Origin of the sequence: Streptomyces sp. PsTaAH-137, from assembly GCF_003259365.1 — a bacterium.
In the GTDB taxonomy this organism is placed as follows: domain Bacteria; phylum Actinomycetota; class Actinomycetes; order Streptomycetales; family Streptomycetaceae; genus Streptomyces.
In genome coordinates, this window is record NZ_QLLY01000028.1 from 1 (window position 1) to 26,853 (window position 26,853).

The following is a 26,853-nucleotide window of genomic DNA, read 5'->3' on the forward strand; positions in this document are numbered from 1 at the left end:
CTCGCTGTGCGCCTGCCAGTCAGTGACCGGCAGGACTTTTTCAAAGGAACCTCGTCCCAGCCTGATGGCCGGAGACGGGGTATCAACATATCTGGCGTTGATTTTTGGCACGCTGTTGAGTTCTCAAGGAACGGACGCTTCCTTTGTACTCACCCTCTCGGGCTTTCCTCCGGGCGCTTCCCTTCGGTATTTCGTGTTTCCGACTCTATCAGACCGTTTCACCGGCCGATTTCCTCGGGATCTTGCTTCGCTTTCCGGCCTTTCGGCTTTCCGGCGAGTCCGACTCTATCAGATCCTTTCGGGCCTGATTCCCAGTCAGCGGGATTTGCCTTTCCGGCTGTTGGGCCGTTCCGACGTCCCAGACTTTAGCGGATTCCCTCTTCGATGACTAATCGAGGTGGAATGTGAATTCGGGCGCGCCGAAATCAATCCCGGAGGGAGATCGTGCTGGTGTTTGGGGTGCCGCGTGAGCGGCTGAGGTGCTGCCCTCGGCCGTGGTGGCCCGGACAACTCGCAGGACTCTACGCCACGTGCGCCGGTAGTACAAAAGCGGGGCCCGTGCGTGTGTTCGCACGGGCCCCGCCGCAGGTCAGAGGGGTGTTCGGAGCGTTGCTCAGGCTCCGACGGGCTCCTTCGTCCCGCCGTCGCGCGATGCGGGGACGTCCGAGCGCGGGGTGTCGTCGGCGCCGGAGTCGAGGAGGGTGCGTTCGTCGAAGGGGAGGTCGCCGGCGAGGACCCGCTTGACCCGCTCGCGGTCCACCTCTCCGGTCCAGCAGCCGATCAGCAACGTAGCCACCGCATTGCCCGCGAAGTTCGTCAGGGCGCGGGCCTCGCTCATGAAGCGGTCGATGCCGATGATGAGGCCGACTCCGTCGACCAGGCCCGGCTTGTGCGACTGGAGGCCGGAGGCGAGCACCGCGATGCCCGAGCCGGAGACGCCCGCCGCGCCCTTCGACGCGATCATCATGAAGAGGAGCAGACCGATCTGCTGGCCGATGCTCATGGGCTGGTCCATCGCGTCGGCGATGAAGAGGGACGCCATGGTCAGGTAGATCATGGTGCCGTCGAGGTTGAAGGAGTAGCCGGTCGGGACAGTGATGCCGACGACCGGGCGGGACACTCCGAGGTGCTCCATCTTCGCGATCAGGCGCGGCAGCGCCGACTCCGAGGAGGAGGTCGAGAGGATGAGCAGGAACTCCCGGCCCAGGTACTTCAGCAGGGCGAAGATGTTGAAGCCCGTCGCCATGCGCAGGATCGCGGCCAGCACGATGCCGACGAACAGTGCGCAGGTGACGTAGAAGCCGATCATGATGGTGGCCAGGGCCTTGAGGGCGTCGACGCCCGTTTCGCCGATGACGGCGGCCATGGCGCCGAACGCACCGATCGGGGCGGCCCACATGATCATGCCGAGGACGCGGAAGACGAGCTTCTGGATGTGCTCGATGCCGCGCAGCACCGGCTCGCCGGCCCGGCCCATCGCCTGGAGAGCGAAGCCCACAAGGAGGGCGACCAGGAGGGTCTGGAGGACCTCGCCCTCCGTGAAGGCGGAGACCAGGGTCGTCGGGATGATGCCGAGGACGAAGTCGACCGGGCCCTCGCTCGCGTCCTTGGCCGCCGCCTGGCCGACGTCCTTCGTGGCGTCGGTGAGGTGCATGCCGCTGCCGGGGTCGAGGATGTTGCCGACGATCAGGCCGATGGCGAGCGCCACCATCGACATCACGATGAAGTAGCCGAGGGCGAGGCCGCCCACCTTGCCGATCTTGGCGGCCTTGCGGACCGAACCGACGCCCAGGACGATCGTGCAGAAGATGATGGGCGAGATCATCATCTTGATCAGGTTCACGAAGCCCGTGCCGATGGGCTTGAGCTCCGTGGCGAAGTCGGGCCAGATGAAGCCGACGGCGACGCCGAGGAGGACCGCCACGATGACGGCGATGTACAGGTAGTGCGTGCGGTCCCGCTTCGCGGCGGGCTTCGCGGGCTGCGGGGTCTGGTCGGTGGTCGCGGTCCCGTTCTCGGCCACGGTTCCCTCCTGGCTGCTGACGACGGCGTCGGCGTACTGGGCTGCTCCCGGCCACGGCTGCGTGCGGCTCACGGCCTGCGGCTCGGATCCCGGTGACTATCTCCCAGGCCGTGAGCACCGTCACCCTTCCGTTCATTTAGTTCCCGCTTGAACCGACGGGCAGACTGACGCCATGCGCTCCTTGCGTCTTCCCCGTCCCCGCAGCCTGGCCGGCCAGCTCTTCGCGATGCAGGTCGTGCTGGTCGCCGCCGTGGTCGCCGGATGCGCGCTGTTCACGTACCTCAGTGACAAGAGGCAGGCGGAGACGTCGGCGAAGCGGCAGGCGACGGCCGCCGCGACGGCGGTCGCCGACGCCGGTTCGGTGCGGGACGCCATCACCGGGGACGCGAATCCGACGGTGCGGCTGCAGCCGTACGCGCTCGCCGTGCAGCAGCACACCGGCGTCGACTTCGTGACGATCATGAACACGGACGGGATCCGGTGGACGCATCCCACGACCCGGTACATCGGGCAGCGGTTCCTCGGGCACATCGGGCCCGCGCTGAAGGGGCGGACGTTCTCGGAGACGTACACCGGGACGCTCGGGCCGTCCGTGCGGGTGGTCACTCCGGTGTACGACGATCAGCGGCGGGTCGTCGGCCTGGTCAGCGCCGGGATAACGATCGACGAGATCACCGCGCAGGCGCGCGGGCAGGTGCTCGCGGTGGCCGGGGTCGCGGGGGCCGCGCTGATCGTCGGCGGCATCGGGACGTACGTCGTCAACGCGCGGCTGCGGCGCCACACGCACGGGATGAACGCCGGTGAGCTGAGCCGGATGCACGCCTATCACCAGGCCGCGCTGCACGCCGTGCGCGAAGGGCTGCTGATGCTCGACGGGCAGCGGCGGGTGGCGCTGATGAACGACGGGGCGCGGGTGCTGCTCGGGGTGGGTGACGGTGAGGAGGCCGTGGGGCGGTCCGTCGCCGAGTTGGGGCTGCCCGCGCCGCTGACCGGGGCGCTGCTCGCCACCGAGCCGCGGGTCGACGAGGTGCATCTGACCGCCGACCGGGTCGTGGTCGTCAATACGTCGCCGGTCACCAGCGGGGAGCGGCGCGGCACCGTCGTGACCCTGCGCGATCACACCGAACTCCAGGCGGTGATGGGCGAGTTGGACTCCGAGCGCGGGTTCACGCAGGCGCTGCGGTCGCAGGCGCACGAGGCGGCGAACCGGCTGCACACCGTGGTGTCGCTGATCGAGCTGGGCCGCGCCGACGAGGCCGTCGAGTTCGCGACCGCCGAGCTGGAGCTGGCGCAGGCGCTGACCGACCAGGTGGTGGGCGCGGTGAGCGAGCCGGTGCTCGCCGCGCTGCTGCTCGGCAAGGCGGCGCAGGCCAATGAGCGCGGGGTCGAGCTGGTCGTCTCCGCCGACACCCGGGTCGAGGAGGTCGAGGAGGGGCCCGGCGGGGCGCTCGGGCAGGTGCTGTCGGCGCGGGATCTCGTCACGGTGCTCGGCAATCTCATCGACAACGCCGTGGACGCGGCGCAGGGTTCGCCGCGGGCACGGGTCACCGTCACCGCCCGTACGGAGGCGGACGGGCTGTTGCTGCGGGTCGCGGACTCGGGGCCGGGGGTCGATCCGGAGCATGCCGACGCGGTGTTCGAGCGCGGCTGGTCCACCAAGCCGGCCGGGCCCGGGGGGCGCGGGCTCGGGCTGGCCCTCGTACGGCAGGCTGTGGCGCGCGGGCACGGGACGCTCGCGCTGGACCGGGACGCGGGCGGGGGCGCGGCGTTCACCGTGCGGATGCCGTTCGGCGTGCCGGGTCCCCGGGCTTCCGCGACCACGTCCGATGCGAAAGGCAGTACCTCATGAGTGACATCCGGGTCCTGGTCGTCGAGGACGATCCGGTGGCGGCCGACGCGCACACGATGTACGTGGACCGGGTGCCGGGGTTCGTCACCGTGGCGCGGGCGCACACCGCCGCCGAGGCGCGGCGGGCCCTGGACCGGGTCGCCGTCGATCTGATCCTGCTCGATCTGCATCTGCCGGACGGGCACGGGCTCGCGCTGGCGCGGTCGTTGCGGGCCGCCGGGCATCAGACCGATGTCATCGCGGTGACCTCGGCGCGGGATCTGGCGGTGGTGCGGGAGGGGGTGTCGCTCGGGGTGGTGCAGTACGTGCTGAAGCCGTTCACCTTCGCGACGCTGCGGGACCGTCTGGTGCGGTATGCCGAGTACCGGACCAGTAGTGGGGAGGCGGCCGGGCAGGACGAGGTGGACCGGGCGCTGGCCAATCTGCGGTCGCCGGCGCCGGCCGCGTTGCCGAAGGGGTTGAGCGGGCCGACGTTGGAGCGGGTGACGCATGTCCTGCGGGAGGCCGCGCCTGATGGGGTGACCGCGGCGTCGGCTGCCGAGGCCGTGGGGATTTCTCGGATCACCGCCCGGCGGTATCTGGAGCATCTGGTGGAGTCGGGGCGGGCTGGGCGGAGTCCGCAGTACGGGCAGGTGGGGCGGCCTGAGCTGGTGTACAGCTGGAAGTAGGGGGCGCCGCTTGTCGGGTGCGGGTTGCGTCGTGGCTGGTCGCGCAGTTCCCCGCGCCCCTGTCGGGTTGTCGGTCGGCTGACGGCCGGTGGCCGCTTCTCGCGCAGTTCCCCGCGCCCCTGAAGCGAGCTGCGCTCGTCCAGGGGCGCTGTAGTTCCGGGCTGGTCCCTACTTCACCCGGAAGCGCGTCAGTGTGTCTTCGCCCGTCGGGGACGAGGCCGACTTGTCCACGACGAATGCGGTGCCGTGGGCGATCTCGACGTGGTTGGGGTTGGTGCCGGTCGGGACGGTCTTGACGACGGTGCCCTTGCGGGGGTCGACCACGGTGGCCGTGGCGTCGGTGCGGTTGACGGCGACGACCTTGCCGGAGCGGGTGTCGGTGGCCACCGAGAGCGGGCCCGCGCCGGTGGGCACGGACTTGGTGACGAGGCCCTTGCCGAGGTCGATGACGTCGACGGCGCCGGCCGTGTTGTCGGCGGTGTAGGCGGTGCGGCCGTTGGCGGAGAGGGCCACGGAGATGGGGCCGTCGCCGGTCGGGATCAGGCGCGGGGTGGTGGACCGGCGGGTGACCTCGATGAGCTGGTCGTTGGTGAGGTCGGCGGCGTAGACGGTGCCGGTGCGCTCGTTCACGGCGAGGCCGGTCGGCCCGGCGCCGTCCACGGTGACGCGCTTCTTCTCCTTGTAGGTGCGGCTGTCGAAGGCGACGAGGCTGCCGTCGCCGAAGCCGGAGGCCCACACCGTGTCGTGCCGCTCGTCGACGACGATCTCGCGGGCGTGCGCGACGTCCGGGAGCGTGGCGAGGTGACGGCCGTCGCGCTGGCTGTAGACGGCGACGCTGTTGTTGCGGGTGTTGGTGACCCAGACGGTGTTGTGCTCGTCGTCGACGGCGATGCCGTAGACCGCCTCGACGGCGCCGGTGGCGGTGTCGGTGACGGGCGGCGTGTACGTCGCCTCGACGGCGAGGGTGTCCGGGTTCAGGCGGGTGAGCGCCGAGGTCGTCACCGGCGGGCGGCCCACGGCCGACGTGGTCCACAGGGCGTGGTTCCGCTCGGAGTACGCCGACTGGTAGAGGCCTTTGGCGACCGGGGCGGACGTGGCGGCGGTGCCGCTGCCGGCGTGCGCGGCGGGGGCCAGCGCGCCGCCCGCGACGAGGGCCACCACGAGGGCGGCGGAACGACGGATCCTGGGGGTGAATCGAGGCATGCTGCGTCAATCTCCTTTACAGGTGGGCACGTTGTGGCGCCATCGCAAGACTAGCTTAGGTTAGCCTTACCTAAGTAATTGACGTAACTCCGGGGTCTCCGCACGGCCCGGTGCACACCCATTGACCCTGCACGAACCGGACCGTACGTTCACGGGCAGCCACGCGCGGCAACGCAGCCCGCGACGGTCCGTAGGAGGTCGTGCCCGTGCGCCCCACCGCCCCGCTCCTGACCGCCACCGCCCTGCTCCTGGCCGCCGGAACCCTCACCGCGTGCGGCGGTGGATCCGGCGGCGACGCGAACACCGTGAAGGTCTCGTACAAGCAGTCCACGGACAACATGAGCAAGGTCCCGGACACCTACCTGACCGCGATGAAGAAGCAGTTCGAGAAGGCCAACCCGGGCAAGAAGGTCGAGCTCGTCCCGATCAAGGCACCGGACGCCGAGTACTACACGAAGCTCCAGCAGATGCTCCGCTCCCCCAGAACGGCGCCCGACCTCGTCTACGAGGACACGTTCCTGGTCAACTCCGACATCACCAGCGGATACCTGAGGCCGCTGGACAAGTACCTGGACACATGGGCGGACTGGGACCAGTTCATCGACACCGCGAAGACCGCCGCGAAGGGCCAGGACGGCAAGACGTACGGCGTTCCCGACGGCACCGACACCCGTGGCCTCTGGTACGACAAGGCCGTCCTGAAGAAGGCGGGCATCGCGACGCCCTGGCAGCCGAAGAACTGGAACGAACTCCTCGACGCCGCCCGCACCATCAAGAAGAAGGTCCCCGGCGTCACCCCGCTGAACCTCTACACCGGCAAGGCGGGCGGCGAGCAGTCCACGATGCAGGGCTTCGAGATGCTGCTGTACGGGACCGGTGACGGCACCGCCGACCCGCTCTACGACAAGCCTTCGCAGCAGTGGATCGCCGGGTCGAAGGCGTTCAGGGACAGCCTGTCGTTCGTCGAGACCGTCTACAAGGAGAAGCTCGGCCCCGACGTCTCGGACGCGCTCGACCCGAACATCGGCACCACCGTCCGCGGCGAACTCCTGCCCAAGGGCAGAATCGGCATCGACCTCGACGGCTCCTGGCTCCCGCAGGACTGGATCGAGGGCGCCGGCCACGCCTGGCCCGAGTGGTCGCGGAAACTGGGTCTCGCCCACATGCCGACCCAGGACGGGCAGGCGCCCGGCAAGGTCTCCATGTCCGGCGGCTGGACCTGGGCGATCCCCGCCAAGGCCGCCAACCCGGACCTCGCCTTCGACTTCATCAAGACGATGCAGACGAAGGAGAACGCCCGGCGCTGGTACATCGCCAACTCCGGCATCGCGGTCCGCAAGGACGTGGCCGCCGACCCCGCCTACGTGAAGGCGCAGCCCGGCATCAAGTTCTTCACGGACCTGGTGGGTTCGACCCACTACCGGCCCGCCTACCCCGCGTACCCGAAGGTGTCGACGGCGATCCAGGAGGCGATGGAGTCCGTGACGACCGGCGACGCCTCGGTGGACAAGGCGGCAGCCACGTACGACGACCAGCTGAAGACGGCGGCGGACGGGAAGGTCGTCAGCAAGCCGTGAGGGAACAGGCGGCCGTCCGCACCGCGCCCCGAACCCTGCTCCGGTCCCTCCCCCTGGCCCCGGCCACCATCGTCATGGCCCTCTTCCTGGCCGGCCCCATCGCCTACTGCGTCTACATCGCCTTCACCGACCTCCAGCTCACCGGCCAGGCCGACTCGTCCTTCGTCGGATTCGACAACTTCACGGCTGCCTTCCACGACCCCGCGTTCCTGAACGCCGTCAGGCTCACCCTCGTCTTCACGTTCCTGTCGTCGGTCGTGGGCCAGAACACCCTGGGCCTGGCCCTCGCGGCACTGATGAAGCGCGCCTCGAAACCGGTGCGGACCGTGACCGGCGCGGTCGTCGTCACGGCCTGGGTGCTGCCGGAGGTGGTCGCGGGGTTCCTGCTGTACGCGTTCTTCCGCCGCGAGGGCACGCTCAACGCGATCCTCGACCAGCTCGGACTCCCCTCCCAGAACTGGCTGTTCACGCTGCCGATCCTGGCGGTGTCGTTCGCGAACGTGTGGCGCGGCACCGCGTTCTCGATGCTCGTCTACTCGGCGGCGCTCGACGAGATCCCGGCCGAGATCACCGAGGCCGCCGAGGTCGACGGTGCGAACGCCTGGCAGCGGCTCTGGCACGTCACGCTGCCGATGATCCGGCGCTCCATCGGCACGAACCTGATGCTGAACACCTTGCAGACCCTGTCCGTGTTCGGCCTGATCTGGGTGATGACCCGGGGCGGGCCGAGCAACCACAGCCAGACGCTCCCGCTGTTCATGTACGAGCAGGCGTTCCAGAAGAGCATGATCGGCTACGGCACCGCGGTCGCCCTGCTCCTGCTGGTCGTCGGCTCCCTGTTCTCGGTCGTCTACATGCGCCTGTTGCGCTCAGAGCCGTGAGACGGAGGCGCCCGTGACCCGCCGCTCCACCCGCAACCGGCTCACCGCCGACACGGCCCTGGTTCTCGTCCTCGTCGCCTTCGGGCTGCCGCTCGCCTGGGTGGTCCTGTCCTCGCTCGACGCGGACGCCAACCTGCGGGTGAAGTGGCCCGCGCACGCCACGTATCGCAACTTCGACGCCGTCCTCACCCCGGACATCACCTTCACGCCGCTGCTCAACAGCCTGATCCTGTGCGGCGGAGCGACGGCCCTGACGGTGGCGTGCGCGGCGCTCGCCGCGTATCCGCTCTCGCGCTACCGCTCGCGGCTCAACAACCCCTATCTGACGACCATCCTGTTCGCGACGTGTCTGCCGATCACGGCGGTCATGGTGCCGGTGTACGCGCTGTTCGTGCAGGTGAACCTGATCGACACGATGGCGGGCACGATCTACTTCTTCGCCGCGTCCCAACTCCCTTTCGCCATCTGGCTGATGAAGAACTTCATGGACGGTGTGCCGAAGGAGCTGGAGGAGGCGGCCTGGACCGACGGAGCGGGCACCTTCCAGTCCCTGCTGCGGATCGTGCTGCCGCTGATGGGGCCCGGCGTCGCCGTCGTCACCGTCTTCTGCTTCGCCATGATGTGGGGGAACTTCTTCGTCCCGTTCATGCTGCTGCTCTCCCCCGACCAGATGCCGGCGTCGGTGAGCATCAACGACTTCTTCGGCAACCGCGGGACGGTCGTCTACGGTCAGCTCGCCGCGTTCTCGATCATCTACTCGACGCCGGTGATCCTGCTCTACGTCCTGGTGTCGCGGCGGTTCGGCGGCGGCTTCGCGCTCGGCGGCGCGGTGAAGGGATGATCCCCGTCCGGCGCACCACGCGACACCTGTACGTTCCTACGATATGTTACGGAGGACGAACGCACCGTAGCCAAGCGGGCGTTCGCCCCCTACTTTGTGGCCGTGCAGCACAAGGCTCCGGCGAACCAGCCGACCCCGCCGTTCAACGCCCTCGCCGCCCGCCGCCTCCGTGAGGCGCTGGGCATGGCCCCGGGCCATGTCGCCTACGGGATGCGCGCCTCCTACGGGCTGGCGCACATCACCCCCGAGACCATCATCGCCTGGGAGCACGGCGACGCGACCCCGACGGCCGGTGAACTGACCGCGCTGGCCGGGGCGTTGTGGTGCTCCCCGGGTGAACTCATCGGCGCGCCACGCACGCTGCGGGAGCACCGGCTCGCGCTCGGGCTCGCCCCGGAGGACGTGGCGCGGTTCGTGGGCCTGGAGATCCACTCGTATCTGCGGATGGAGGAGACGGGCGACTGGCGGGGCAATGAGCGGCAGTCGTCGGCGCTGGCCGAGGTGCTGCGGCTGGCCCCACGCGCCTTCGCGACGGTCACCGGGCGGGACGGGCAGCTGGCGGAGCTGCTGCGCCGGGCGGCGACGACGCGCTGGCAGGCGTACACCAAGCCGCTGAGCCGGCTGATCCCCGTCACCAGGCGGGAGCTGGAGGACGTGCTGCACGAGATGCACCTGGAGTACCAGGCGCTGATGGCCGCGACGCTGAGCTGGGGCGGCGGTGCCTCGGCCGGGTCGGGGGACGCCGGGCGGGACTTCATGGAGCGGATCCTGGACGAGTTCTGGTCCAGGATCCGCCATCCGTGAGCGCAGGCGCCCTAGAAGACCGACTCGGCCTCGTCCATCCGGTCCTTCGGCACCGTCTTCAGCTCGGTGACGGCCTCGGCGAGCGGCACCATCGTGATGTCGGTGCCGCGCAGCGCGGTCATCCGGCCGTAGTCGGCGCGGTGCGCGGCCTCCACGGCGTGCCAGCCGAAGCGGGTGGCGAGCACGCGGTCGTACGCGGTCGGGGTGCCGCCGCGCTGCACGTGGCCGAGGATGACCGGGCGGGCCTCCTTGCCGAGGCGCGACTCCAGCTCGTAGGCGAGCGCGGTGCCGATGCCCTGGAAGCGCTCGTGGCCGAACTGGTCGATGGCGCCCTTGCCGTAGTCCATCGTGCCGTCCTGCGGGTGCGCGCCCTCGGCGACGCAGATGACGGCGAACTTCTTGCCGCGCGAGAACCGCTCCTCGACCATCTTGACCAGGTCGGCCGGGTCGAAGGGGCGCTCGGGCAGGCAGATGCCGTGGGCGCCGCCGGCCATGCCGGACTCCAGCGCGATCCAGCCCGCGTGCCGGCCCATGACCTCGACGACCATGACGCGCTGGTGGGACTCGGCGGTGGTCTTGAGGCGGTCCATCGCCTCCGTCGCGACGCCGACGGCCGTGTCGAAGCCGAAGGTGCGGTCGGTGGACGAGATGTCGTTGTCGATCGTCTTCGGGACGCCGATCACCGGGACGCCCGCGTCGGAGAGCATCCGGGCGGCGGTCAGCGTGCCCTCGCCGCCGATGGGGATGAGCGCGTCGAGGCTGCTCTTGTCCATCAGCTCCTTGGCGTTGTCACACGCCGCGCGGAAGCGGTCGCGCTCCAGCCGGGACGAGCCGAGGATGGTGCCGCCGCGGGCCAGGATGCCGCTGACCGCGTTCAGATCCAGCGGGCGGAAGCGGCCGTCGAGCAGGCCCGCGTAACCGTCCTCGAAGCCGATGACCTCGTCTCCGTAGTGCGTGACGGCTCGGTGCACGACCGAGCGGATCACTGCGTTCAGACCAGGACAGTCGCCGCCTGCGGTGAGAACTCCGATGCGCATCGTGCTGTGTCTCCTGCTCGCTTCCGGTTCGTCTGAGCCACTGCGATTCTTCCACGCTCCGCGGGACAACGCGTTCGCGCAGCCGTACGAGAGGCGGTTCGGCACTCCTGAGTCGGGCACTGAGACCCTGATACCGAGGCCCTTTGTCCGGCGGGCGGCCTAGCCATCCCCGGAGGTATTGTCAAGAGGGCACAGCTATCGATATGGCCATTTCTGGCTCCGGGTGAGGACCCTCCGGTCCTGCTCAGGGGCCCTGTGGAGGGAACGGAGAGCCCGCGTGACGCGCAGCGTGTACGTGACCGGTATCGACCGGGGCGACGGCCGGCAGGTCGTCGAGCTGGGAGTCATGGAGCTGCTGACGCGGCAGGTCGACCGGGTGGGTGTCTTCCGTCCGCTGGTCCACGACGGCCCGGACCGGCTCTTCGATCTGCTGCGGGCCCGCTACCGGCTCTCGCAGGACCCGGCGAGCGTCTACGGGATGGACTACGCCGAGGCGTCCACGCTCCAGGCCGAGCAGGGCACCGACGAGCTGGTGTCGCTGCTGGTCGACCGGTTCCACGCGGTGACCCGGGACTACGACGTCGTCCTGGTGCTCGGCACCGACTTCGCCGACACCCAGCTCCCCGACGAGCTGGCGCTCAACGCCCGGCTCGCGAACGAGTTCGGCGCGTCGGTGATCCCGGTGGTCGGCGGCAAGAAGCAGACCGCCGAATCGGTGCGCGCCGAGGTGCGCAACGCCTTCCGCGCCTACGACGGCCTGGGCTGCGACGTCCTGGCGATGGTCGCCAACCGGGTCCGCCCCGAGGACCGCGACGAGATCGACGAGCGGCTCGGCAACCGGCTTCCGGTGCCCTGTTACGTGCTGCCCGACGAGGCCGCGCTCTCCGCGCCGACCGTCGCCCAGATCACCCACGCGCTCGGCGGCACGGTGCTGCTCGGCGACTACTCGGGCCTGGCCAGGGACGCCCTGGACTTCGTCTTCGGCGGCGCGATGCTGCCGAACTTCCTGAACGCGCTGACCCCGGGCTGCCTGGTCGTCACCCCCGGGGACCGGGCGGACCTGGTGGTCGGCTCGCTGGCCGCGCACAGTGCGGGCACGCCGCCGATCGCCGGGGTGCTGCTGACCCTGGACGAGCGGCCGGGCGAGGAGATCCTGAAGCTGGCCGACCGGCTCGCGCCCGGCACCCCGGTGGTCGCCGTGGCCGGCGGCTCCTTCCCCACCGCGGCCGAACTCTTCGCGCTGGAGGGGAAGCTGAACGCGGCGACGCCCCGCAAGGCGGAGACCGCCCTCGGCCTGTTCGAGCGCCATGTCGACACGGCCGGTCTGCTGCGCACCATCCAGGCGCCCTCCTCCGACCGGCTGACGCCGATGATGTTCGAGCACAAGCTCCTCGAACAGGCCCGCTCGGACAAGCGGCGCGTCGTGCTGCCCGAGGGTACCGAGGAGCGGGTGCTGCGCGCGGCGGACGTGCTGCTGCGCCGCGGCGTCTGCGACCTGACGCTGCTCGGCCCGGTCGAGCAGATCCGCAAGCGGGCCGCCGACCTCGGGGTGGACCTGGCCGACAGCGAGCTGATCGACCCGGCCACCTCCGAACTGCGGGACCGTTTCGCCCAGGAGTACGCGCAGCTGCGCGCCCACAAGGGAGTCACCGTCGAGCTGGCGCACGACGTCGTGGCCGACGTGAACTACTTCGGCACGCTGATGGTCCAGGAGGGCCTGGCCGACGGCATGGTGTCGGGGTCGGTGCACTCCACGGCCGCCACCATCCGCCCGGCCTTCGAGATCATCAAGACCAAGCCGGACGCCGCGATCGTCTCCTCCGTCTTCTTCATGTGCCTGGCCGACAAGGTCCTCGTCTACGGCGACTGCGCGGTGAACCCGGACCCGAACGCGCGCCAGCTCGCCGACATCGCCGCCCAGTCCGCCGCCACCGCCGCCCAGTTCGGCGTGGACCCGCGGATCGCGATGCTGTCGTACTCGACCGGCACCTCCGGCTCCGGCGCCGACGTCGACAAGGTCCGCGAGGCCACCGAGCTGGTCAAGGAGCAGCACCCCGGTCTGAAGATCGAGGGCCCGATCCAGTACGACGCGGCCGTCGAGCCGTCGGTCGCGGCCACCAAGCTGCCCGGCTCCGAGGTCGCCGGGCAGGCGAGCGTGCTGATCTTCCCCGACCTCAACACCGGCAACAACACGTACAAGGCCGTGCAGCGCTCGGCCGGCGCGATCGCCGTCGGCCCGGTCCTCCAGGGACTGCGCAAGCCGGTCAACGACCTGTCCCGCGGCGCGCTCGTGCAGGACATCGTCAACACGGTCGTCATCACGGCGATCCAGGCCCAGACCCCCACCGAAAAGGCATCCGCCCAGTGACAGCCCAGTCGTCCCCCACCCGCGTTCTCGTCCTGAACTCCGGCTCGTCGTCGGTGAAGTACCAGCTCCTCGACATGGCGACCCATGAACGGCTCGCGGTCGGCCTGGTCGAGCGGATCGGCGAGGAGACCTCCCGTCTCAAGCACACCCCGCTGGCCCGCGGCGGTGACGCCCGCGAGCAGAACCGCAGAATCGAGGACCACGCCGAGGCGCTGAGCGCGGTCGCCGACGAGCTGGCGGCGGACGGGCTCGGCCTGGACTCCCCCGAGCTGGCCGCGATCGGTCACCGGGTCGTGCACGGCGGCCTGAAGTTCACCGAGCCGACGGTCGTCGACGACGCCGTGCTGGCCGAGATCGAGCGGCTCATCCCGGTGGCGCCGCTGCACAACCCGGCGAACCTGACCGGTATCCGTACGGCGACGGAGCTGCGCCCGGACCTGCCGCAGGTGGCCGTCTTCGACACGGCGTTCCACACGACGATGCCGGAGTCGGCGGCGCGCTACGCGATCGACGTGGCCACCGCCGACGAGCACCGGGTGCGCCGCTACGGCTTCCACGGCACGTCGCACGCGTACGTCTCGCGCAAGACGGCCGAGCTGCTCGGCAAGGACCCGTCCGAGGTCAACCTGATCGTGCTGCACCTGGGCAACGGCGCCTCGGCGTCGGCCGTGCGCGGCGGGGAGTGCGTGGACACCTCCATGGGGCTCACCCCGCTGGAGGGCCTGGTGATGGGGACCCGTTCAGGAGACGTCGACCCGGCCGTCATCTTCCATCTGATGCGGGTGGGCAAGATGTCCCCGGACGAGATCGACATCCTGCTGAACCAGCGGTCGGGTCTGGTCGGGCTGTGCGGCGACAACGACATGCGGGAGATCCGCCGCAGGATCGACGAGGGCGACGAGGCCGCGCGGCTCGCTTTCGACATCTACATCCACCGCCTGAAGAAGTACATCGGCGCGTACTACGCGGTGCTCGGCCGGGTGGACGCGATCGCCTTCACGGCGGGGGTCGGTGAGAACGCGGCGCCGGTGCGCGAAGCTGCGGTGGCCGGTCTGGAGGAGCTGGGTCTTGCGGTCGACGGCGAGCTGAATTCCGTACGTTCCGACGAGGCCCGGATCATCTCGCCGGAGTACGCCCGGGTCGCTGTCGCCGTGGTGCCGACGGACGAGGAGCTGGAGATCGCGCAGCAGACCTACGCGCTCGTCGGGGACGCCCGTGACCGTAACGCCTGAGCGCACCGCCGCCCATTTGTAGATTCCGCCAGACGGAATATTCCGTAGCGAAACAAACCGATAGGATCGCCCCCATGCGCCGTTCCAAAATCGTCTGCACGCTGGGCCCCGCCGTCGACTCCGAAGAGCAGCTCGTCTCGCTGATCGAGGCCGGCATGAGCGTGGCCCGCTTCAACTTCAGCCACGGCACGCACGCCGAACACCAGGGTCGCTACGACCGTGTTCGCGCCGCCGCCGCGAAGACCGGCCGCGCCGTGGGTGTCCTCGCCGACCTCCAGGGCCCCAAGATCCGTCTGGAGACCTTCGCCGAGGGCCCCGTCGAGCTGGTGCGCGGTGACGAGTTCACCATCACCACCGAGGACGTCCCGGGCGACAAGTCGATCTGCGGCACGACGTACAAGGGGCTGCCGGGCGACGTCTCGCGCGGTGACCAGGTCCTGATCAACGACGGCAACGTCGAGCTCAAGGTGATGGACGTCGAGGGCCCGCGGGTCAAGACGATCGTCATCGAGGGCGGTGTCATCTCCGACCACAAGGGCATCAACCTGCCCGGCGCGGCCGTCAACGTCCCGGCCCTGTCCGAGAAGGACATCGAGGACCTGCGCTTCGCCCTGCGGATGGGCTGCGACATGGTCGCCCTGTCCTTCGTGCGCGACGCCAACGACGTCAAGGACGTCCACAAGGTGATGGACGAGGAGGGCCGCCGGGTCCCCGTCATCGCCAAGGTGGAGAAGCCGCAGGCCGTCGCCAACATGGAGGGCGTCGTCGCGGCGTTCGACGCGGTGATGGTGGCCCGTGGCGACCTCGCCGTCGAGTACCCGCTCGAGAAGGTCCCGATGGTGCAGAAGCGCCTCGTGGAGATGTGCCGCCGCAACGCCAAGCCGGTGATCGTCGCGACCCAGATGATGGAGTCGATGATCACCAACTCGCGCCCGACCCGCGCCGAGGCCTCCGACGTGGCGAACGCGATCCTGGACGGCGCCGACGCGGTCATGCTCTCCGCCGAGTCCAGCGTGGGCGCGTACCCGATCGAGACCGTCAAGACGATGTCGAAGATCGTCCAGGCGGCCGAGGAGGAGCTGCTCTCCAAGGGCCTCCAGCCGCTCGTGCCGGGCAAGAAGCCGCGCACGCAGGGCGGTTCGGTCGCCCGCGCCGCCTGTGAGATCGCGGACTTCCTGGACGGCAAGGCGCTGGTCGCCTTCACCCAGTCCGGCGACACCGCCCGCCGGCTGTCGCGCTACCGCGTCTGCCAGCCGATCCTGGCCTTCACCACGGACGAGGCCACGCGCAACCAGCTGTCGCTGACCTGGGGTGTGGAGACGTACGTCGTCCCGCACGTGGACTCCACCGACGCCATGGTCGACCTGGTCGACGCCGAGCTGGTGAAGCTCTCCCGCTTCAACGACGGCGACACCGTGGTCATCACCGCCGGTTCGCCCCCCGGCGTCCCCGGCACCACGAACATGGTCCGGGTGCACCAGCTGGGCGGCGGCAAGTAGCCTCACCCCCCGCACCACGCACCGAGGGCGCCCCCTGTACGAGACAGGGGGCGCCCTCGTTTCTTGCGCGGCTCCCGGAGGGGTCTGGCGTGCTTCCGGGTACGGTCAGCTGTCCTCGACCGTGGTGTGCAGCCCGGGGACGTGCAGGGTGCCGCCGAACTGTGCGGCCTGCGTGACCTTCACGTTGGTGAAGTACAGGATCGGCAGGTTGATCGGCGGCGGGTTGTCGGCGTTGAACGTCATGGGGATGAGCCCGAGCAGATTGCCCGACAGCTCCTCCGTGTACATGATCGTCTTGCCGTCGCGGATCGTGGACGTGGAGCCCTTGTCCGCGCGGATGTGGAAGTACTTCCCGTTCGGCCCCGAGGCGATCTGGTGCAGATCACCGATGTCGGTGCCGTTGGAGATGACGTACTTCATGACCCGCTTGGTGCTGCCGTCGGCCATCCGGACGTCGACCAGGCCCTTGTAGTCCGCGCCCTTGAGCAGGAGCGAGCTGGCCTGGAGCTTCCAGGTGGAGTTCGGGAGCTGGGCGGGCGTGTCCTCGTTGGCACCCGCCTTGGTGGTCGCCGCCTCGCAGTCGTCCGGCAGCTCGGTGGAGCTCGGCGACGGAGTGGCCGAAGAGGCGTCCTCCAGGGCCTTGGCGGCCTTGTCGGTGGCCTTGTCGGCCTCGCTCTCGGCGCCCTTGACCGCGTCGCCGGCCTTGTCGGTCGTGTCCTTGACCGTGTCGCCCAGCTTGTCGGTCGTGTCCTTCACCGCGTCGCCGGCGCTCTCGGTGGTCTTGCTCGCCGAGGCGGACGGGCTCGGGGTCGGGCTGGCCGACTCCTTGTCCTTCGGGGTGAAGAGGTCCTTGAGCGCGTCACCGACGCCCAGCGGGTCGAGCGGGTTCTTGGTCTCCGACGCGGAGGGCGACGGGGTGGCCGTGTCCTCGCTCTTGGAGCCGGAGTCCGAGGACGACGAGGAGCCGGTGGCCCCCTTGTCCGCGGAGGCGGAGGGCGACGGGGTCGGCTCCGCCTTGTCGTCCGACGTGTCGTCCTTGGACTTGTCGGCGTCGTCGGTGGCCTTGGACTCCGATGCCGACGGCGACGGCGTCGCCTCCGTGGTGTCCTTGCCGTCCTTCGCGTCCTGCTGCGCCTCGACCGCGTCCGCGCACGCCTTGTAGTCGTCCGCGGATATCCCGGTGGGGTTGTCCTTGGCCGCGGCGAGCGTGGGCGTCAGGCCGAAGCCCATGAGGACGGCCGTGGGCATGGCCGCGATGGCTATCGCCTTGCCCGCGGGCATGTGCAGCCTGGTGAACAGATGCTTTCTCGGTGCTGCATGCCGCGGCCCGGTTCTCGCACGGGACTCTCCGAGAGAGTCCTCGTGGTGCACCTCGTCAGCCGGCACGGTGCCTCCCGTTCGTCCCGTTGTCCGGGCTCGTCCCTGACTCGTCGTCGTTTGCGCCCGAGACCCGGTAGGTGGCACCCGCGACCGGGGGCGCGACCGGCGCGCCCAGATCGGGCTCCACCGCGTGCTCACCGCCCGCCGCGGCTGTCGTCCCGGTCTCCTCGCCAGGCCGTCCCGGCGCCCAGGAGATGCCGAGGGCACCGCCGATCAGGGCGAGCAGGAAGCCGATGACGAAACCACCGAAGTTGGAGACCACCAGAGAGACAAGGGCGAGAAGAATCGCCGCCACACCCGCGAACACCCGGGAGTGCGGCTGGAACCACATCGTCAGACCGAGCACGACCAGCAGTACGCCGATGATGAGCGATCCCGCGCCCGCCGTCGTCGCCATGCGGATCGTCATGGAGCCGAGCGTCAGGTTCGCGTACGGGAAGTACATGATCGGGATGCCGCCGAGGATGGCCAGCAGACCACCCCAGAACGGGCGCTGACCGCGCCACCCTCGGAACGATTGGCGCGTGTGATCAAGCTTGCTGCCCGATCCTGCGTGCGCTTCGGCGCTCATGTCGTACAGCTCCTCGGGAATGGCGTTGTTCTGTGGTGATGACGGCTGTCCGGTGACGGGCACGGGGACGGTCGGAATGATCCCCGCGCATCCCCGCGCCCGGCCGTTCAGCGCATCAAGTGCCGACCGCCGGACCCGCGTGCGGGTCCGTGTGGCCTAGTAGCACTCGTGTGAGCCCTTCTTGACGCTCATCTTGAGGCCCGAGAGCTTGAAGGTGCCGGCGGTGGTGGCCCACGCCCGCTGCTGGACGTTCTCGAAGTGCACCGAGTCGGCCTGCTGGGCGAACGAGTTCGGGTCGGCCTTGTCGCCCTGGTGGATGCCAGGACCCTTGGCCGCGTCACCCGCCGCCACACCGATGTCGATGTTCTCGAAGGTCGCGTCGGCCTTCAGGTCATCGGCGTCGATGTAGAGGGTCTTCGCCTCGACCGGGTTGTTCTTGTCGGCACCGGCCGACAGCTTCATCGACACGTCGCCGAAGACCGGGACGGGGACAACAACCGACTGGCACAGGTTGTTGATCGTCGCGGACTTCATGCCGACCACGGCGACGGGGTGGGCACCCGACTTACCGGTGTCGAGGGCGCCGTACTGGACGAAGCCCTTACCGTCGAGGGAGTCGGCCGTCACCTTGAACGACTGACCCGACACACTGAACGATGCCGCGAGCGCACCCTGGGACAGGGCGACGCCTATCGCGGCGGTCGCCGCAACGCTCGGCACCATGACTACGGCGAACCGCTTCCATCTGGTTCCGCCACGAATCATGGAATTCATGACTGTTCCTCCTTCTCGGACGTACATCTCCGGCCCTGACTGCCCCTTACGGCGGCTCAGCCGGGCAGGGATGGGAGAAGTGCTACGTCCTCGGGAAGGGGAGCGCCCGCATCGGGGACGGAAGAAACCAACCGCACCCGGATCACCGGCGATCACCCCCGAGCGACAACCACTGGTCGCACCTGAGCCATCACGCGCAACCTGCCGGACAGGCCCAGCCGACTGGCTGAGACCCCCCTGTCCATAGACCGACGGCGCTCCCCTGGTTCACCGCCGACCTGCCCGGTGGGGACCCCTGAGCCCCGCCGTCCGATTGGCTGTCGGACGAGTGGGGAGTGGACCGAGCGTGCCCGATCGTGGTGCATTCCCGGCGCTCGCACAAGGGGGTTCGTTACTCACGGGTAACGGACGGATAACCGCGATGCGACCGCCCGGACTCGAACGGCGACGCAGGGTGCAGCCCGACCCGCTTCCAGAACGGTTGAATCCGGTACATAGCCGGACAGAAGAAGGGCTTCGACTTACTCCAAGTAACAGCGGCCGCGATTACCAAGTTTTGGTAAAGCGCGGCCGCTGTGTGCCCCTGAGGACAGAACTTTCACCCCGGCACCACATGCCGTGGCGTTTAGGAACAGGTCACTGACGGCTCAGAAGAGAACCCGGGCCAGAGCCGTACGCGCCGTGGTCACACGTGGGTCGTCGCCCCCGACGACCTCGAACAGTTCGAGCAGGCGGACCCGCGCCGTGTCGCGGTCGTCGCCCGCCGAACGGGCCACCGTGTCGACGAGGCGTCCGAAGGCGTCCTCGACATGACCGCCGACCAGGTCCAGATCGGCTGCCGCGACCTGGGCCTGCACGTCACCGGGGTTCTGCGCGGCGTCCGTGCGCACCTTCTGCGGGTCGAGGCCCTGGACGCGCTGGAGCAGTTCGGCCTGGCCGAGGCCGAGCTTGGCCTCGGTGTTGGCGGGGTCGTCCGACAGGACGTTCTTGTACGCCTGGATCGCGCCGGCCATGTCGCCGGCGTCAAGGGCCTGCACGGCGGCTTCGAGGAGCGCGTCGTACGGGCCGGCCGGAGCCTCCACGACCGGCGCGGGGCCCTCCGCATCCGCGTCGACCGTGATGCCGACGAGGCCGAAGCGCTCCTCGGCGACCTGGATCAACTGGTCGAGGGTGCCCCGGATCTGGGACTCGGGGGCGGCCCCCTGGAAGAGGGGCAGTGCCTGCCCGGCGACGACGGCGAAGACGGCCGGGATCCCCTGGACCCCGAACTGCTGCATCAGCATCTGGTTGGCGTCGACGTCGATCTTGGCGAGCACGAAGCGGCCGTTGTACTCGGTGGCGAGGCGCTCGAGAAGCGGGCTCAGCTGCTTGCAGGGCTCACACCACTCGGCCCAGAAGTCGATGACGACGGGCACCTCTGTGGAGCGCTGCAGTACATCGCTCTCGAAGTCCGCCTCACTGACGTCGATGACAAGGCTCGACGGCGACACCGCGCCGCCCCCGCCCTGCCGGGCCGCTTCGGCGCGGGCCTGCTCGGCCTTCGCCTTGGCCTCCTGGGCCGCCTTCACCGCGGCGAGGTCGACGACTCCGCTCATGGACATGTTCCGTGGCTGCATGCGTACAGTCTCCCCCTTCCGCGGACGGTTGTGGGCCGGGTCCGGCTCCGAGCGCCTCCCGCCGGATTGCGAGACGCAATAAGAGACACGAACCGGACTCGGCCGGGTGCTTCGGCGCCGGGTCCCCACCCGGCACCTGTGGTTGCCGCTCGTCGTGGCCGACCGGGGTGCAGATCCGGGAGACCGTACGAGTATGAGCTTTCGCTACGAGTCGTAGCGTAACTGCCGAGCTGGGTGCGCGGGGTGGACTCTCCGGTGATCTGGCTCACCCGGAACGGTCGATCCGCTTCGTGCCTACCGGCCGGTATGGTCGCGTCCATGCAGAGCCGCACCCCCTCCCCCTCGGGCCGCCCGGGCCGGCCTCGGTCCGCCACGGCGGACGAGGCGATCCTGGAGGCGACGCGCGAGGCGCTGGTGGAGCTCGGCTGGTCCAAGCTGACCCTGGGCGACGTGGCGACGCGGGCCGGGGTCGCGAAGACGACGCTGTACCGGCGCTGGGCCGGAAAGAACGAACTCGTCGTCGACGCGGTCGCGGTCCTCTTCGATGAACTCGTACTGCCCGACAGAGGTTCCCTCGCGGCCGACATCGAGGGTGTGGTGCTGCAGTTCGCCGCGCTGCTCGACCGGCCCGAGACCAAGACGGCGCTGATGGCGGTCGTGGCCGAGTCGACGCGGGACGCTCCGCTGCGGGAGCGGATCCGGACCTCGATCGTGGATCGGCAGAAACGATTGGTGCTGGAGGGGCGGGCTCGGGCCGAGCGGCGCGGGGAGTTGCCTGTCGCGGCCGATCCTTCGACGGCGGCCGCCACCGCTGATCTCATCTTCGACGTCGCGGCCGGGGCCGTGGTGCACCGGACACTGGTCAGCGCCGAGCCGGTGGACCCCGACTGGGTCCGCCGCTTCACCGCGCTGCTGGTCGGGGGCTTGTCGGCAGCCGCCGACTAGCCCACCGGCGGTGGGCCTCTCGCGCAGTTCCCCGCGCCCCTGGGCAGTTCCTCACGCGCGCCACCATCGTGGCTGGCCGCGCAGTTCCCCGCGCCCCTGAAGGCATGCGCTACGCGCAGCCTTCCCCTGAGGCTGCGCTTCGCGCGCCTCCCGATGAGGGCAGCGGTGGCGCGCTTCTCCGATGGGACGGCGGGGCGCGCCTCTCCCGATGGGGCAACGGTGGCGCGCCTCTCTTGATGAGATGGCGCACGAAGTGCGCATCTCAGGGGCGCGGGGAACTGCGCGAGAAGCGGCCACCGGGCCGCACGCGGAAAACAACCCAGGGGCGCGGGGAACTGCGCGAGAAGCGGCCACCGGGCCGCACGCGGAAAACAACCCAGGGGCGCGGGGAACTGCGCGACCGGCCACCCACCGCCCGCGCCCGGCGACGAAGCGTCAGAATCCGGCCGGCTCCGTGTACACCCCCCACTCGTCGCGCAGCACGTCACAGATCTCCCCGAGCGTGGCCTCGGCCCGCACCGCGTCGAGCATCGGGCCGATCATGTTCGACCCGTCGCGCGCGGCGGCGAGCATGGCGTCCAGGGCCGAGCGGACGGCGGCGTCGTCGCGGGCGGAGCGGCGCTCGCCCAGCACTCGTACCTGATCGCGCTCCACCTCATGGCTGACCCGCAGGATCTCCAGGTCCCCGGTGACGGACCCGTGATGCGCGTTCACGCCGACGACCCGCTTGTCGCCCTTCTCCAGCGACCGCTGGTACTGGAACGCCGACTCGGCGATCTCGCCCGTGAACCAGCCGTCCTCGATGCCGCGCAGGATGCCGGAGGTGATCGGCCCGATGGGGTGCTGCCCGTCGGGGTGGGCCCGCAGCCCGCGCTCCTTGATCTGCTCGAAGATCTTCTCGGCGTCGGCCTCGATGCGGTCGGTGAGCTGCTCGACGTACCAGGAACCGCCCAGCGGGTCGGCGACGTTGGCGACGCCGGTCTCCTCCATCAGGACCTGCTGGGTGCGCAGCGCGATCTCGGCGGCCTGCTCGCTGGGCAGGGCGAGCGTCTCGTCGAGGGCGTTGGTGTGCAGGGAGTTGGTGCCGCCGAGAACCGCGGCGAGGGCCTCCACGGCGGTCCGTACGACGTTGTTGTACGGCTGCTGGGCCGTGAGGGAGACACCCGCCGTCTGGGTGTGGAAGCGCAGCCACTGCGCCTTCTCGCTCGTCGCCCCGTACACGTCCCGCATCCAGCGGGCCCAGATCCTGCGGGCCGCGCGGAACTTGGCGATCTCCTCGAAGAAGTCGACGTGCGCGTCGAAGAAGAAGGAGAGACCCGGTGCGAACACGTCGACGTCCAGGCCGCGACTCAGGCCCAGTTCGACGTAACCGAAGCCGTCCGCCAGCGTGTACGCCAGTTCCTGCGCGGCCGTCGAGCCCGCCTCGCGGATGTGGTACCCGGAGACCGACAGCGGCTTGTACGCGGGGATGGACGCGGCGCAGTGCTCCATCAGGTCGCCGATCAGGCGCAGGTGCGGCTCGGGCTGGAAAAGCCACTCCTTCTGCGCGATGTACTCCTTGAAGATGTCGGTCTGGAGCGTGCCGTTCAGGACGGCCGGGTCGACGCCCTGGCGCTCGGCGGCGACCAGGTACATGCAGAAGACGGGGACGGCCGGGCCGCTGATCGTCATGGAGGTCGTGACGTCGCCCAGCGGGATGTCCCGGAACAGGACCTCCATGTCGGCGGCGGAGTCGATGGCGACCCCGCAGTGCCCGACCTCGCCGAGCGAGCGCGGGTCGTCGGAGTCGCGCCCCATGAGCGTCGGCATGTCGAACGCGACGGAGAGGCCACCGCCGCCTGCGGCCAGGATCATCTTGTAGCGCTCGTTGGTCTGCTCGGCGTTGCCGAACCCGGCGAACTGGCGGATGGTCCAGGTGCGGCCCCGGTACCCGGTCGGGTAGAGCCCGCGCGTGTACGGGTACTCCCCCGGCCAGCCGATCCGCTCGAACCCCTCGTAGGTGTCCCCGGGCCGCGGCCCGTAGACCGGGTCGACGGGGTCGCCCGAGAGCGTGGTGAAGTCCGCGTCCCGCTTGCGGGCGGTGTCGTAGCGGGCCTGCCAGCGACGGCGGCCCTCCTCGATGGCGGCGGCCCTGGCGTCAGCGTCACTGGTTCCCATACCCTCGAATTTACTAGGACGTCCTAGTAAATGTCGATGGCGAAACCGCCCGCACCTCGTGCGAGCGGTGAGGGCGTCCCCCGGACTACGCCTTGGCGAGCTCGGTGCCGTCGGCGGCGACCTTGGCGTCCAGCTCCGCGGAGACCTTGCGCTCCACGAAGAACGCGGCGGTCGGGATGGTGCCCGCGATCAGCACCCACAGCTGCTTGCCGACCGGCCACTTCGCCTTGGAGCCGAGGTCGAAGGCGAAGACCAGGTAGATCACGTACAGCCAGCCGTGCGCGATGGCGATGACGCGCGTGGCGTCCGCCGCGCCGTCCATGCCGAGCGCGTACTTGGCGATCATGCCGAGGCACAGGAGGACCAGGAGGACACCGGTCACGTAGGCCATGATCCGGTAGCGGGTCAGCACGCTCTTCTTCATGGGTCGAGCGTAACCGCCCGTTTTGCGGGATCTTCAGGCGGGCCCGGTGGCCTCGCTCACTCCTCGTCGAAGTCGTGCGCCGCCACCCGCAGCGGCCGCAGCATCGCGAAGATCTCGCCGCACTCGTCGGCGTCGTACACACCGAGCCCGAAGTCCATCGCCATCAGGTCGCGGGTGGCCGCGTCGACGGCCTCGCGGCCCTTGCCGGTGATGGAGGCGAGGGTGCCGCGGCCGTCGTTCGGGTTGGGCCGCTTGTCGACGAGGCCCGACCTGACCAGCCGGTCGACGGTGTTGGTCACCGAGGTCGGATGGACCATCAGCCGCTCGCCGATCTTCGACATCGGCAGCTCGCCCTCCTTGGAGAAGGTGAGCAGGACCAGGGCCTCGTAGCGCGCGAAGGTGAGCCCGTACGGCTTGACGACGGCGTCGACCTCGGCGAGCAGGATCTGGTGCGCGCGCATGATCGAGGTGATCGCGGCCATGGACGGCACGGATCCCCAGCGCTGCTTCCAGAGTTCATCGGCGCGCGCGATCGGATCGAAGGCAAGACTGAGCGGCTTCGGCACCCCTCGACCTTACCGGCCGGTCATATGGTGGTCAGCCCCGTCTCGCCCTTTGGCCGGTTCGCCCGTGCCGCAAGGGCGAGACCCGCGCAGCAGAGCGCGCCGAGCACCCCGGCACCGGCCACGGTGGGCCCGGCCCCGAGCCCCTCGGCGGCCGCTCCGCCGAGCGCGGCTCCGACACCCTGGACGGTCATCAGGCCCGCGCTGTGCAGGGTCATGGCGCGCCCGCGCAGCTCCTCGGGGACCGCGTCCACGAACCAGCGGTCGACGCCGAGCGTGTACGCGAATCCGGCCCCGGCCAGCAGCAGGATCAGCAGCGTGGGGACCAGGCCGGGACCGGCCGCGTAGCCGATCAGGGGCAGCAGGGTGACGCAGACCAGCGGCAGCGCGATCCGGGACCGGGTGGTCGGTGTGAGCAGGGAACCGGCGGCCAGTTCGCCGCTCACCGTGCCCACGGCCATGGCGCACATCAGCAGCCCGACGGCGGCCGTGCCCACCCCGATCTCGTCCGCGTACGCCGCCGCCAGGACCTCGGGGACGACCGCGAACATCGGCGGTGTCCAGAGCAGGAGCAGCAGCGTCCGGATCCGCCGGTCGGCGAACAGGCTCCGCACGCCGGAGAGGGAGCTGCGCAGCAGGGCGTCCCGTCCCGCCGGGCGGGCCGGGCGGCGCCGGGTGCCGAACCGGAGCAGCGCGGCCGAGCAGAGGAACGTGGCGACGGTGATGACGAGCGCGCCGCGCGGGCTCACCACGGTCAGCAGCACGCCGCCGAGCGCGAGCCCGCCGAGCACCGAGCTCTGCGAGACGATCCGCAGCAGGGAGCGGCCGAGCACGAACAGGTCCCCGTCGCCGAGCACGTCGGTGAGCGTCGCCATCCGGGTGCCATTGAAGACGGGCGAGACCAGCGCGACGGCGCAGCGCAGGGCGAGCAGCGCGGCGACCGGGGTCACGGGCAGCGCCATCAGCGCGGCGCAGGCCGCGCAGAGCAGATCGCAGCCGACGAGCACCCGGCGCGGTGCCCACCGGTCGGCGATCCCGGCCAGGAGCGTGCCGCCGACCGCGTACGGCAGGAAGCCGACGGCGAAGGTGAGCGCGCTCAGCAGCGGCGATCCGGAGAGCCGGTAGACGAGCACGCTCAGCGAGATCTCGGCGACGACGACGCCGAACAGGGACGCGGCGTGCGCGAGGAAGACGGCCCGGAACTCGGGGACGCGGAAGAGCCGGAGATATCCGGCGGCGGGGTCGGCGGTGGCGGCATCCGCGGCGGTGCCGGTCGAGGGGTCGGTCGTCATGGGGGCAGCCTGGTCGGCGCCGGCCCGGGGCCGTACTGTTTCGGACCCAGCCGAATCTTCCGCCGAACCGGGGAGCCGTCGCCCCATGCCGTTGCACTTGCACCTCGGGCAGAGCGATCTGGCGCGCTGCCGGTTCGCGATCTCGCCGCTGTGGGAGACGCAGGAGGCGGTCCGTACGCTCAAGATGCCGGGCCGCCAGGGCTATCACCTGCCGTGGCTGCGCCGGGTGAGGGAGGCGGCCAGGGGGCTCGATCTGGCGCCCCTCTGGCTGCTGATGCCGACCCCGGGACACACTCCGGACTTCCTCGGGCCGCCGCCGATCGGGCCCGCCGCGCCCTTCGAGGAGGAGATCGCGGCGGTGCGCGCGTCGGACCCGGAGGCGGCGCGGCGGGACATCGCGCTCTCGCTGGCCTGCACCCCGGGCGCCGCCGACAGCCCGGCGGGACGCGCCATGCTGGCCGAACCCGCCACCGCCGTACGGGAGCTGGCCGACGCTCTGGAGCGGGCCTGGCGGGTGCTGGTCGAGCCGGACTGGCCCCGGCTGCGCGCGCTCCTTGAGGCCGATGTGGCCCACCACTCCTGGCGCCTCGCCCAGGTCGGCCTCGACGGGCTCCTCAAGGAGCTGCATCCGCGCATCGACTGGGACCCGGGGACGCTCACCCTCAGCGCCCGCGCGAGCAGTCACCGGCGCCGTCTCGACGGGCAGGGGCTCGTGCTGCTGCCCAGCGTGTTCTCCTGGCCTGACGTGGTGAGCGGCTTCGAGGCGCCCTGGCAGCCGACCGTCGCCTATCCCGCGCGCGGCATCGCCGGTCTCTGGTCGGCTCCGGCGGCGTCCACCCCCGCGGCGCTGGCCGGTGTCCTCGGCCGGGGCCGCGCCGATGTGCTGCACGCCCTGGACGCGCCGACGTCGACCAGCGCCCTCGCGCACGCCCTGGGCCGCGCCCCGTCCTCCGTCTCCGCGCACCTGACGGCGCTGCGCGCCGCGGGCCTGCTCACCGCCCGCCGCTACGGCCATCAGGTGCTCTACGAACGTACGCCGCTGGGCAGCGCGCTCCTGACGGGTGGTCAGGACAGCCGACTGGGCGCCTGACGGGGCGTCTAATCCACGGCAACAGCGGACCCTTATGTCACGATTGCCGGAATCGTACG

22 protein-coding genes are annotated in these 26,853 nt (G+C 70.2%); 11 read left to right on the plus strand and 11 right to left on the minus strand.

Annotated elements, in window-relative coordinates:
* Positions 1 to 613: 613 nt before the first annotated feature.
* Positions 614 to 2,023 (minus strand): cation:dicarboxylate symporter family transporter, encoded by a 1,410-nt coding sequence (locus K377_RS38085; protein WP_111668311.1) that lies wholly within the window; start codon positions 2,021 to 2,023, stop codon positions 614 to 616.
* 172 nt (positions 2,024 to 2,195) lie between these two features.
* On the opposite strand from K377_RS38085, the gene K377_RS38090 reads away from it, so the two are divergent.
* Entirely contained in the window at positions 2,196 to 3,872 is a 1,677-nt protein-coding gene (locus K377_RS38090) for a sensor histidine kinase (protein ID WP_111668233.1), read from the plus strand.
* Entirely contained in the window at positions 3,869 to 4,540 is a 672-nt protein-coding gene (locus K377_RS38095) for a response regulator (protein WP_111668234.1), read from the plus strand. The genes K377_RS38090 and K377_RS38095 overlap by 4 nt, the downstream gene beginning before the upstream one ends.
* 168 nt (positions 4,541 to 4,708) lie before the next feature.
* On the opposite strand, the gene K377_RS38100 is transcribed toward K377_RS38095, so the two are convergent.
* Complete coding sequence (locus K377_RS38100) at positions 4,709 to 5,743, minus strand: YncE family protein (RefSeq protein ID WP_111668235.1); 1,035 nt, start codon at positions 5,741 to 5,743, stop codon at positions 4,709 to 4,711.
* Between the two features lie 206 nt (positions 5,744 to 5,949).
* Here K377_RS38100 and K377_RS38105 point away from each other — a divergent pair, with 206 nt between their 5' ends.
* The 4 genes from K377_RS38105 (at position 5,950) to K377_RS38120 (ending at position 9,846) form a co-directional block, all read left to right on the plus strand.
* Complete coding sequence (locus tag K377_RS38105; protein ID WP_111668236.1) at positions 5,950 to 7,320, plus strand: extracellular solute-binding protein; 1,371 nt, start codon at positions 5,950 to 5,952, stop codon at positions 7,318 to 7,320.
* Between the two features lie 74 nt (positions 7,321 to 7,394).
* Positions 7,395 to 8,201 carry a carbohydrate ABC transporter permease gene (locus tag K377_RS38110; RefSeq protein ID WP_111668312.1) on the plus strand — a complete coding sequence of 269 codons (807 nt, stop codon included), beginning with the start codon at positions 7,395 to 7,397 and terminating at the stop codon, positions 8,199 to 8,201.
* Positions 8,202 to 8,214: 13 nt separating this feature from the next.
* Complete coding sequence (locus K377_RS38115; protein WP_111668237.1) at positions 8,215 to 9,042, plus strand: carbohydrate ABC transporter permease; 828 nt, start codon at positions 8,215 to 8,217, stop codon at positions 9,040 to 9,042.
* A gap of 96 nt (positions 9,043 to 9,138) precedes the next feature.
* Positions 9,139 to 9,846 (plus strand): helix-turn-helix transcriptional regulator, encoded by a 708-nt coding sequence (locus tag K377_RS38120; RefSeq protein WP_375605999.1) that lies wholly within the window; start codon positions 9,139 to 9,141, stop codon positions 9,844 to 9,846.
* An 11-nt stretch (positions 9,847 to 9,857) separates the two neighbouring features.
* Here K377_RS38120 and K377_RS38125 read toward each other — a convergent pair whose 3' ends face one another.
* Positions 9,858 to 10,883 carry an ATP-dependent 6-phosphofructokinase gene (locus tag K377_RS38125; protein ID WP_111668238.1) on the minus strand — a complete coding sequence of 342 codons (1,026 nt, stop codon included), beginning with the start codon at positions 10,881 to 10,883 and terminating at the stop codon, positions 9,858 to 9,860.
* A gap of 277 nt (positions 10,884 to 11,160) precedes the next feature.
* On the opposite strand from K377_RS38125, the gene pta reads away from it, so the two are divergent.
* The 3 genes from pta (at position 11,161) to pyk (ending at position 15,982) form a co-directional block, all read left to right on the plus strand.
* Positions 11,161 to 13,251: a phosphate acetyltransferase gene (pta, locus tag K377_RS38130; protein WP_111668239.1), complete on the plus strand. Its 2,091-nt coding sequence runs from the start codon at positions 11,161 to 11,163 to the stop codon at positions 13,249 to 13,251.
* The gene (locus K377_RS38135; protein ID WP_111668240.1) at positions 13,248 to 14,483 is read left to right on the plus strand and encodes an acetate kinase; all 1,236 of its coding nucleotides are present in this window, start codon (positions 13,248 to 13,250) and stop codon (positions 14,481 to 14,483) included. Before pta ends, K377_RS38135 begins: the two co-directional genes overlap by 4 nt.
* 74 nt (positions 14,484 to 14,557) lie before the next feature.
* Positions 14,558 to 15,982, plus strand: coding sequence for a pyruvate kinase (gene pyk, locus K377_RS38140; protein WP_111668241.1), 1,425 nt, complete (start codon positions 14,558 to 14,560; stop codon positions 15,980 to 15,982).
* 105 nt (positions 15,983 to 16,087) lie between these two features.
* On the opposite strand, the gene K377_RS38145 is transcribed toward pyk, so the two are convergent.
* The 4 genes from K377_RS38145 to K377_RS38160 form a co-directional block, all read right to left on the minus strand.
* The gene (locus tag K377_RS38145; protein WP_202455374.1) at positions 16,088 to 17,263 is read right to left on the minus strand and encodes a hypothetical protein; all 1,176 of its coding nucleotides are present in this window, start codon (positions 17,261 to 17,263) and stop codon (positions 16,088 to 16,090) included.
* A 94-nt stretch (positions 17,264 to 17,357) separates the two neighbouring features.
* Positions 17,358 to 17,933 carry a DUF6114 domain-containing protein gene (locus K377_RS38150; RefSeq protein WP_111668243.1) on the minus strand — a complete coding sequence of 192 codons (576 nt, stop codon included), beginning with the start codon at positions 17,931 to 17,933 and terminating at the stop codon, positions 17,358 to 17,360.
* 156 nt (positions 17,934 to 18,089) lie between these two features.
* On the minus strand, positions 18,090 to 18,707 hold the full coding sequence (locus tag K377_RS38155) for a DUF6230 family protein (RefSeq protein ID WP_111668244.1): 618 nt from the start codon (positions 18,705 to 18,707) through the stop codon (positions 18,090 to 18,092).
* Between the two features lie 647 nt (positions 18,708 to 19,354).
* Positions 19,355 to 20,323: a tetratricopeptide repeat protein gene (locus K377_RS38160; protein WP_111668245.1), complete on the minus strand. Its 969-nt coding sequence runs from the start codon at positions 20,321 to 20,323 to the stop codon at positions 19,355 to 19,357.
* 318 nt (positions 20,324 to 20,641) lie between these two features.
* Here K377_RS38160 and K377_RS38165 point away from each other — a divergent pair, with 318 nt between their 5' ends.
* The gene (locus K377_RS38165; RefSeq protein ID WP_111668314.1) at positions 20,642 to 21,268 is read left to right on the plus strand and encodes a TetR/AcrR family transcriptional regulator; all 627 of its coding nucleotides are present in this window, start codon (positions 20,642 to 20,644) and stop codon (positions 21,266 to 21,268) included.
* Positions 21,269 to 21,703: 435 nt separating this feature from the next.
* Here the strand turns inward: K377_RS38165 and K377_RS38170 are convergent, their stop codons facing one another.
* The 4 genes from K377_RS38170 to K377_RS38185 form a co-directional block, all read right to left on the minus strand.
* A complete protein-coding gene (locus K377_RS38170; RefSeq protein WP_111668246.1) occupies positions 21,704 to 23,425 on the minus strand; it encodes a methylmalonyl-CoA mutase in 1,722 nt (573 codons plus the stop codon).
* An 85-nt stretch (positions 23,426 to 23,510) separates the two neighbouring features.
* On the minus strand, positions 23,511 to 23,849 hold the full coding sequence (locus K377_RS38175) for a DUF3817 domain-containing protein (protein WP_111668247.1): 339 nt from the start codon (positions 23,847 to 23,849) through the stop codon (positions 23,511 to 23,513).
* 56 nt (positions 23,850 to 23,905) lie between these two features.
* Positions 23,906 to 24,415, minus strand: a complete 510-nt coding sequence (locus tag K377_RS38180) for a MarR family winged helix-turn-helix transcriptional regulator (RefSeq protein ID WP_111668248.1) — start codon at positions 24,413 to 24,415, stop codon at positions 23,906 to 23,908.
* Positions 24,416 to 24,435: 20 nt separating this feature from the next.
* Positions 24,436 to 25,704, minus strand: a complete 1,269-nt coding sequence (locus K377_RS38185; protein ID WP_111668249.1) for an MFS transporter — start codon at positions 25,702 to 25,704, stop codon at positions 24,436 to 24,438.
* Between the two features lie 85 nt (positions 25,705 to 25,789).
* Between K377_RS38185 and K377_RS38190 the strand changes: the two genes are divergently transcribed.
* On the plus strand, positions 25,790 to 26,794 hold the full coding sequence (locus K377_RS38190; RefSeq protein WP_111668250.1) for a DUF5937 family protein: 1,005 nt from the start codon (positions 25,790 to 25,792) through the stop codon (positions 26,792 to 26,794).
* Positions 26,795 to 26,853: the final 59 nt, after the last annotated feature.

Bases quoted from the DNA above. Each gene is read 5' to 3' on its own strand.
- K377_RS38090 (WP_111668233.1), top strand. From the start codon at position 2,196: ATGCGCTCCTTGCGTCTTCCCCGTCCCCGCAGCCTGGCCGGCCAGCTC.
- K377_RS38095 (WP_111668234.1), top strand. From the start codon at position 3,869: ATGAGTGACATCCGGGTCCTGGTCGTCGAGGACGATCCGGTGGCGGCC.
- K377_RS38100 (WP_111668235.1), bottom strand. From the start codon at position 5,743: ATGCCTCGATTCACCCCCAGGATCCGTCGTTCCGCCGCCCTCGTGGTG.
- K377_RS38110 (WP_111668312.1), top strand. From the start codon at position 7,395: ATGGCCCTCTTCCTGGCCGGCCCCATCGCCTACTGCGTCTACATCGCC.
- K377_RS38125 (WP_111668238.1), bottom strand. From the start codon at position 10,883: ATGCGCATCGGAGTTCTCACCGCAGGCGGCGACTGTCCTGGTCTGAAC.
- pyk (WP_111668241.1), top strand. From the start codon at position 14,558: ATGCGCCGTTCCAAAATCGTCTGCACGCTGGGCCCCGCCGTCGACTCC.
- K377_RS38145 (WP_202455374.1), bottom strand. From the start codon at position 17,263: ATGCCCGCGGGCAAGGCGATAGCCATCGCGGCCATGCCCACGGCCGTC.
- K377_RS38150 (WP_111668243.1), bottom strand. From the start codon at position 17,933: ATGAGCGCCGAAGCGCACGCAGGATCGGGCAGCAAGCTTGATCACACG.
- K377_RS38155 (WP_111668244.1), bottom strand. From the start codon at position 18,707: ATGAATTCCATGATTCGTGGCGGAACCAGATGGAAGCGGTTCGCCGTA.
- K377_RS38160 (WP_111668245.1), bottom strand. From the start codon at position 20,323: ATGCAGCCACGGAACATGTCCATGAGCGGAGTCGTCGACCTCGCCGCG.
- K377_RS38165 (WP_111668314.1), top strand. From the start codon at position 20,642: ATGCAGAGCCGCACCCCCTCCCCCTCGGGCCGCCCGGGCCGGCCTCGG.
- K377_RS38170 (WP_111668246.1), bottom strand. From the start codon at position 23,425: ATGGGAACCAGTGACGCTGACGCCAGGGCCGCCGCCATCGAGGAGGGC.
- K377_RS38175 (WP_111668247.1), bottom strand. From the start codon at position 23,849: ATGAAGAAGAGCGTGCTGACCCGCTACCGGATCATGGCCTACGTGACC.
- K377_RS38185 (WP_111668249.1), bottom strand. From the start codon at position 25,704: ATGACGACCGACCCCTCGACCGGCACCGCCGCGGATGCCGCCACCGCC.
- K377_RS38190 (WP_111668250.1), top strand. From the start codon at position 25,790: ATGCCGTTGCACTTGCACCTCGGGCAGAGCGATCTGGCGCGCTGCCGG.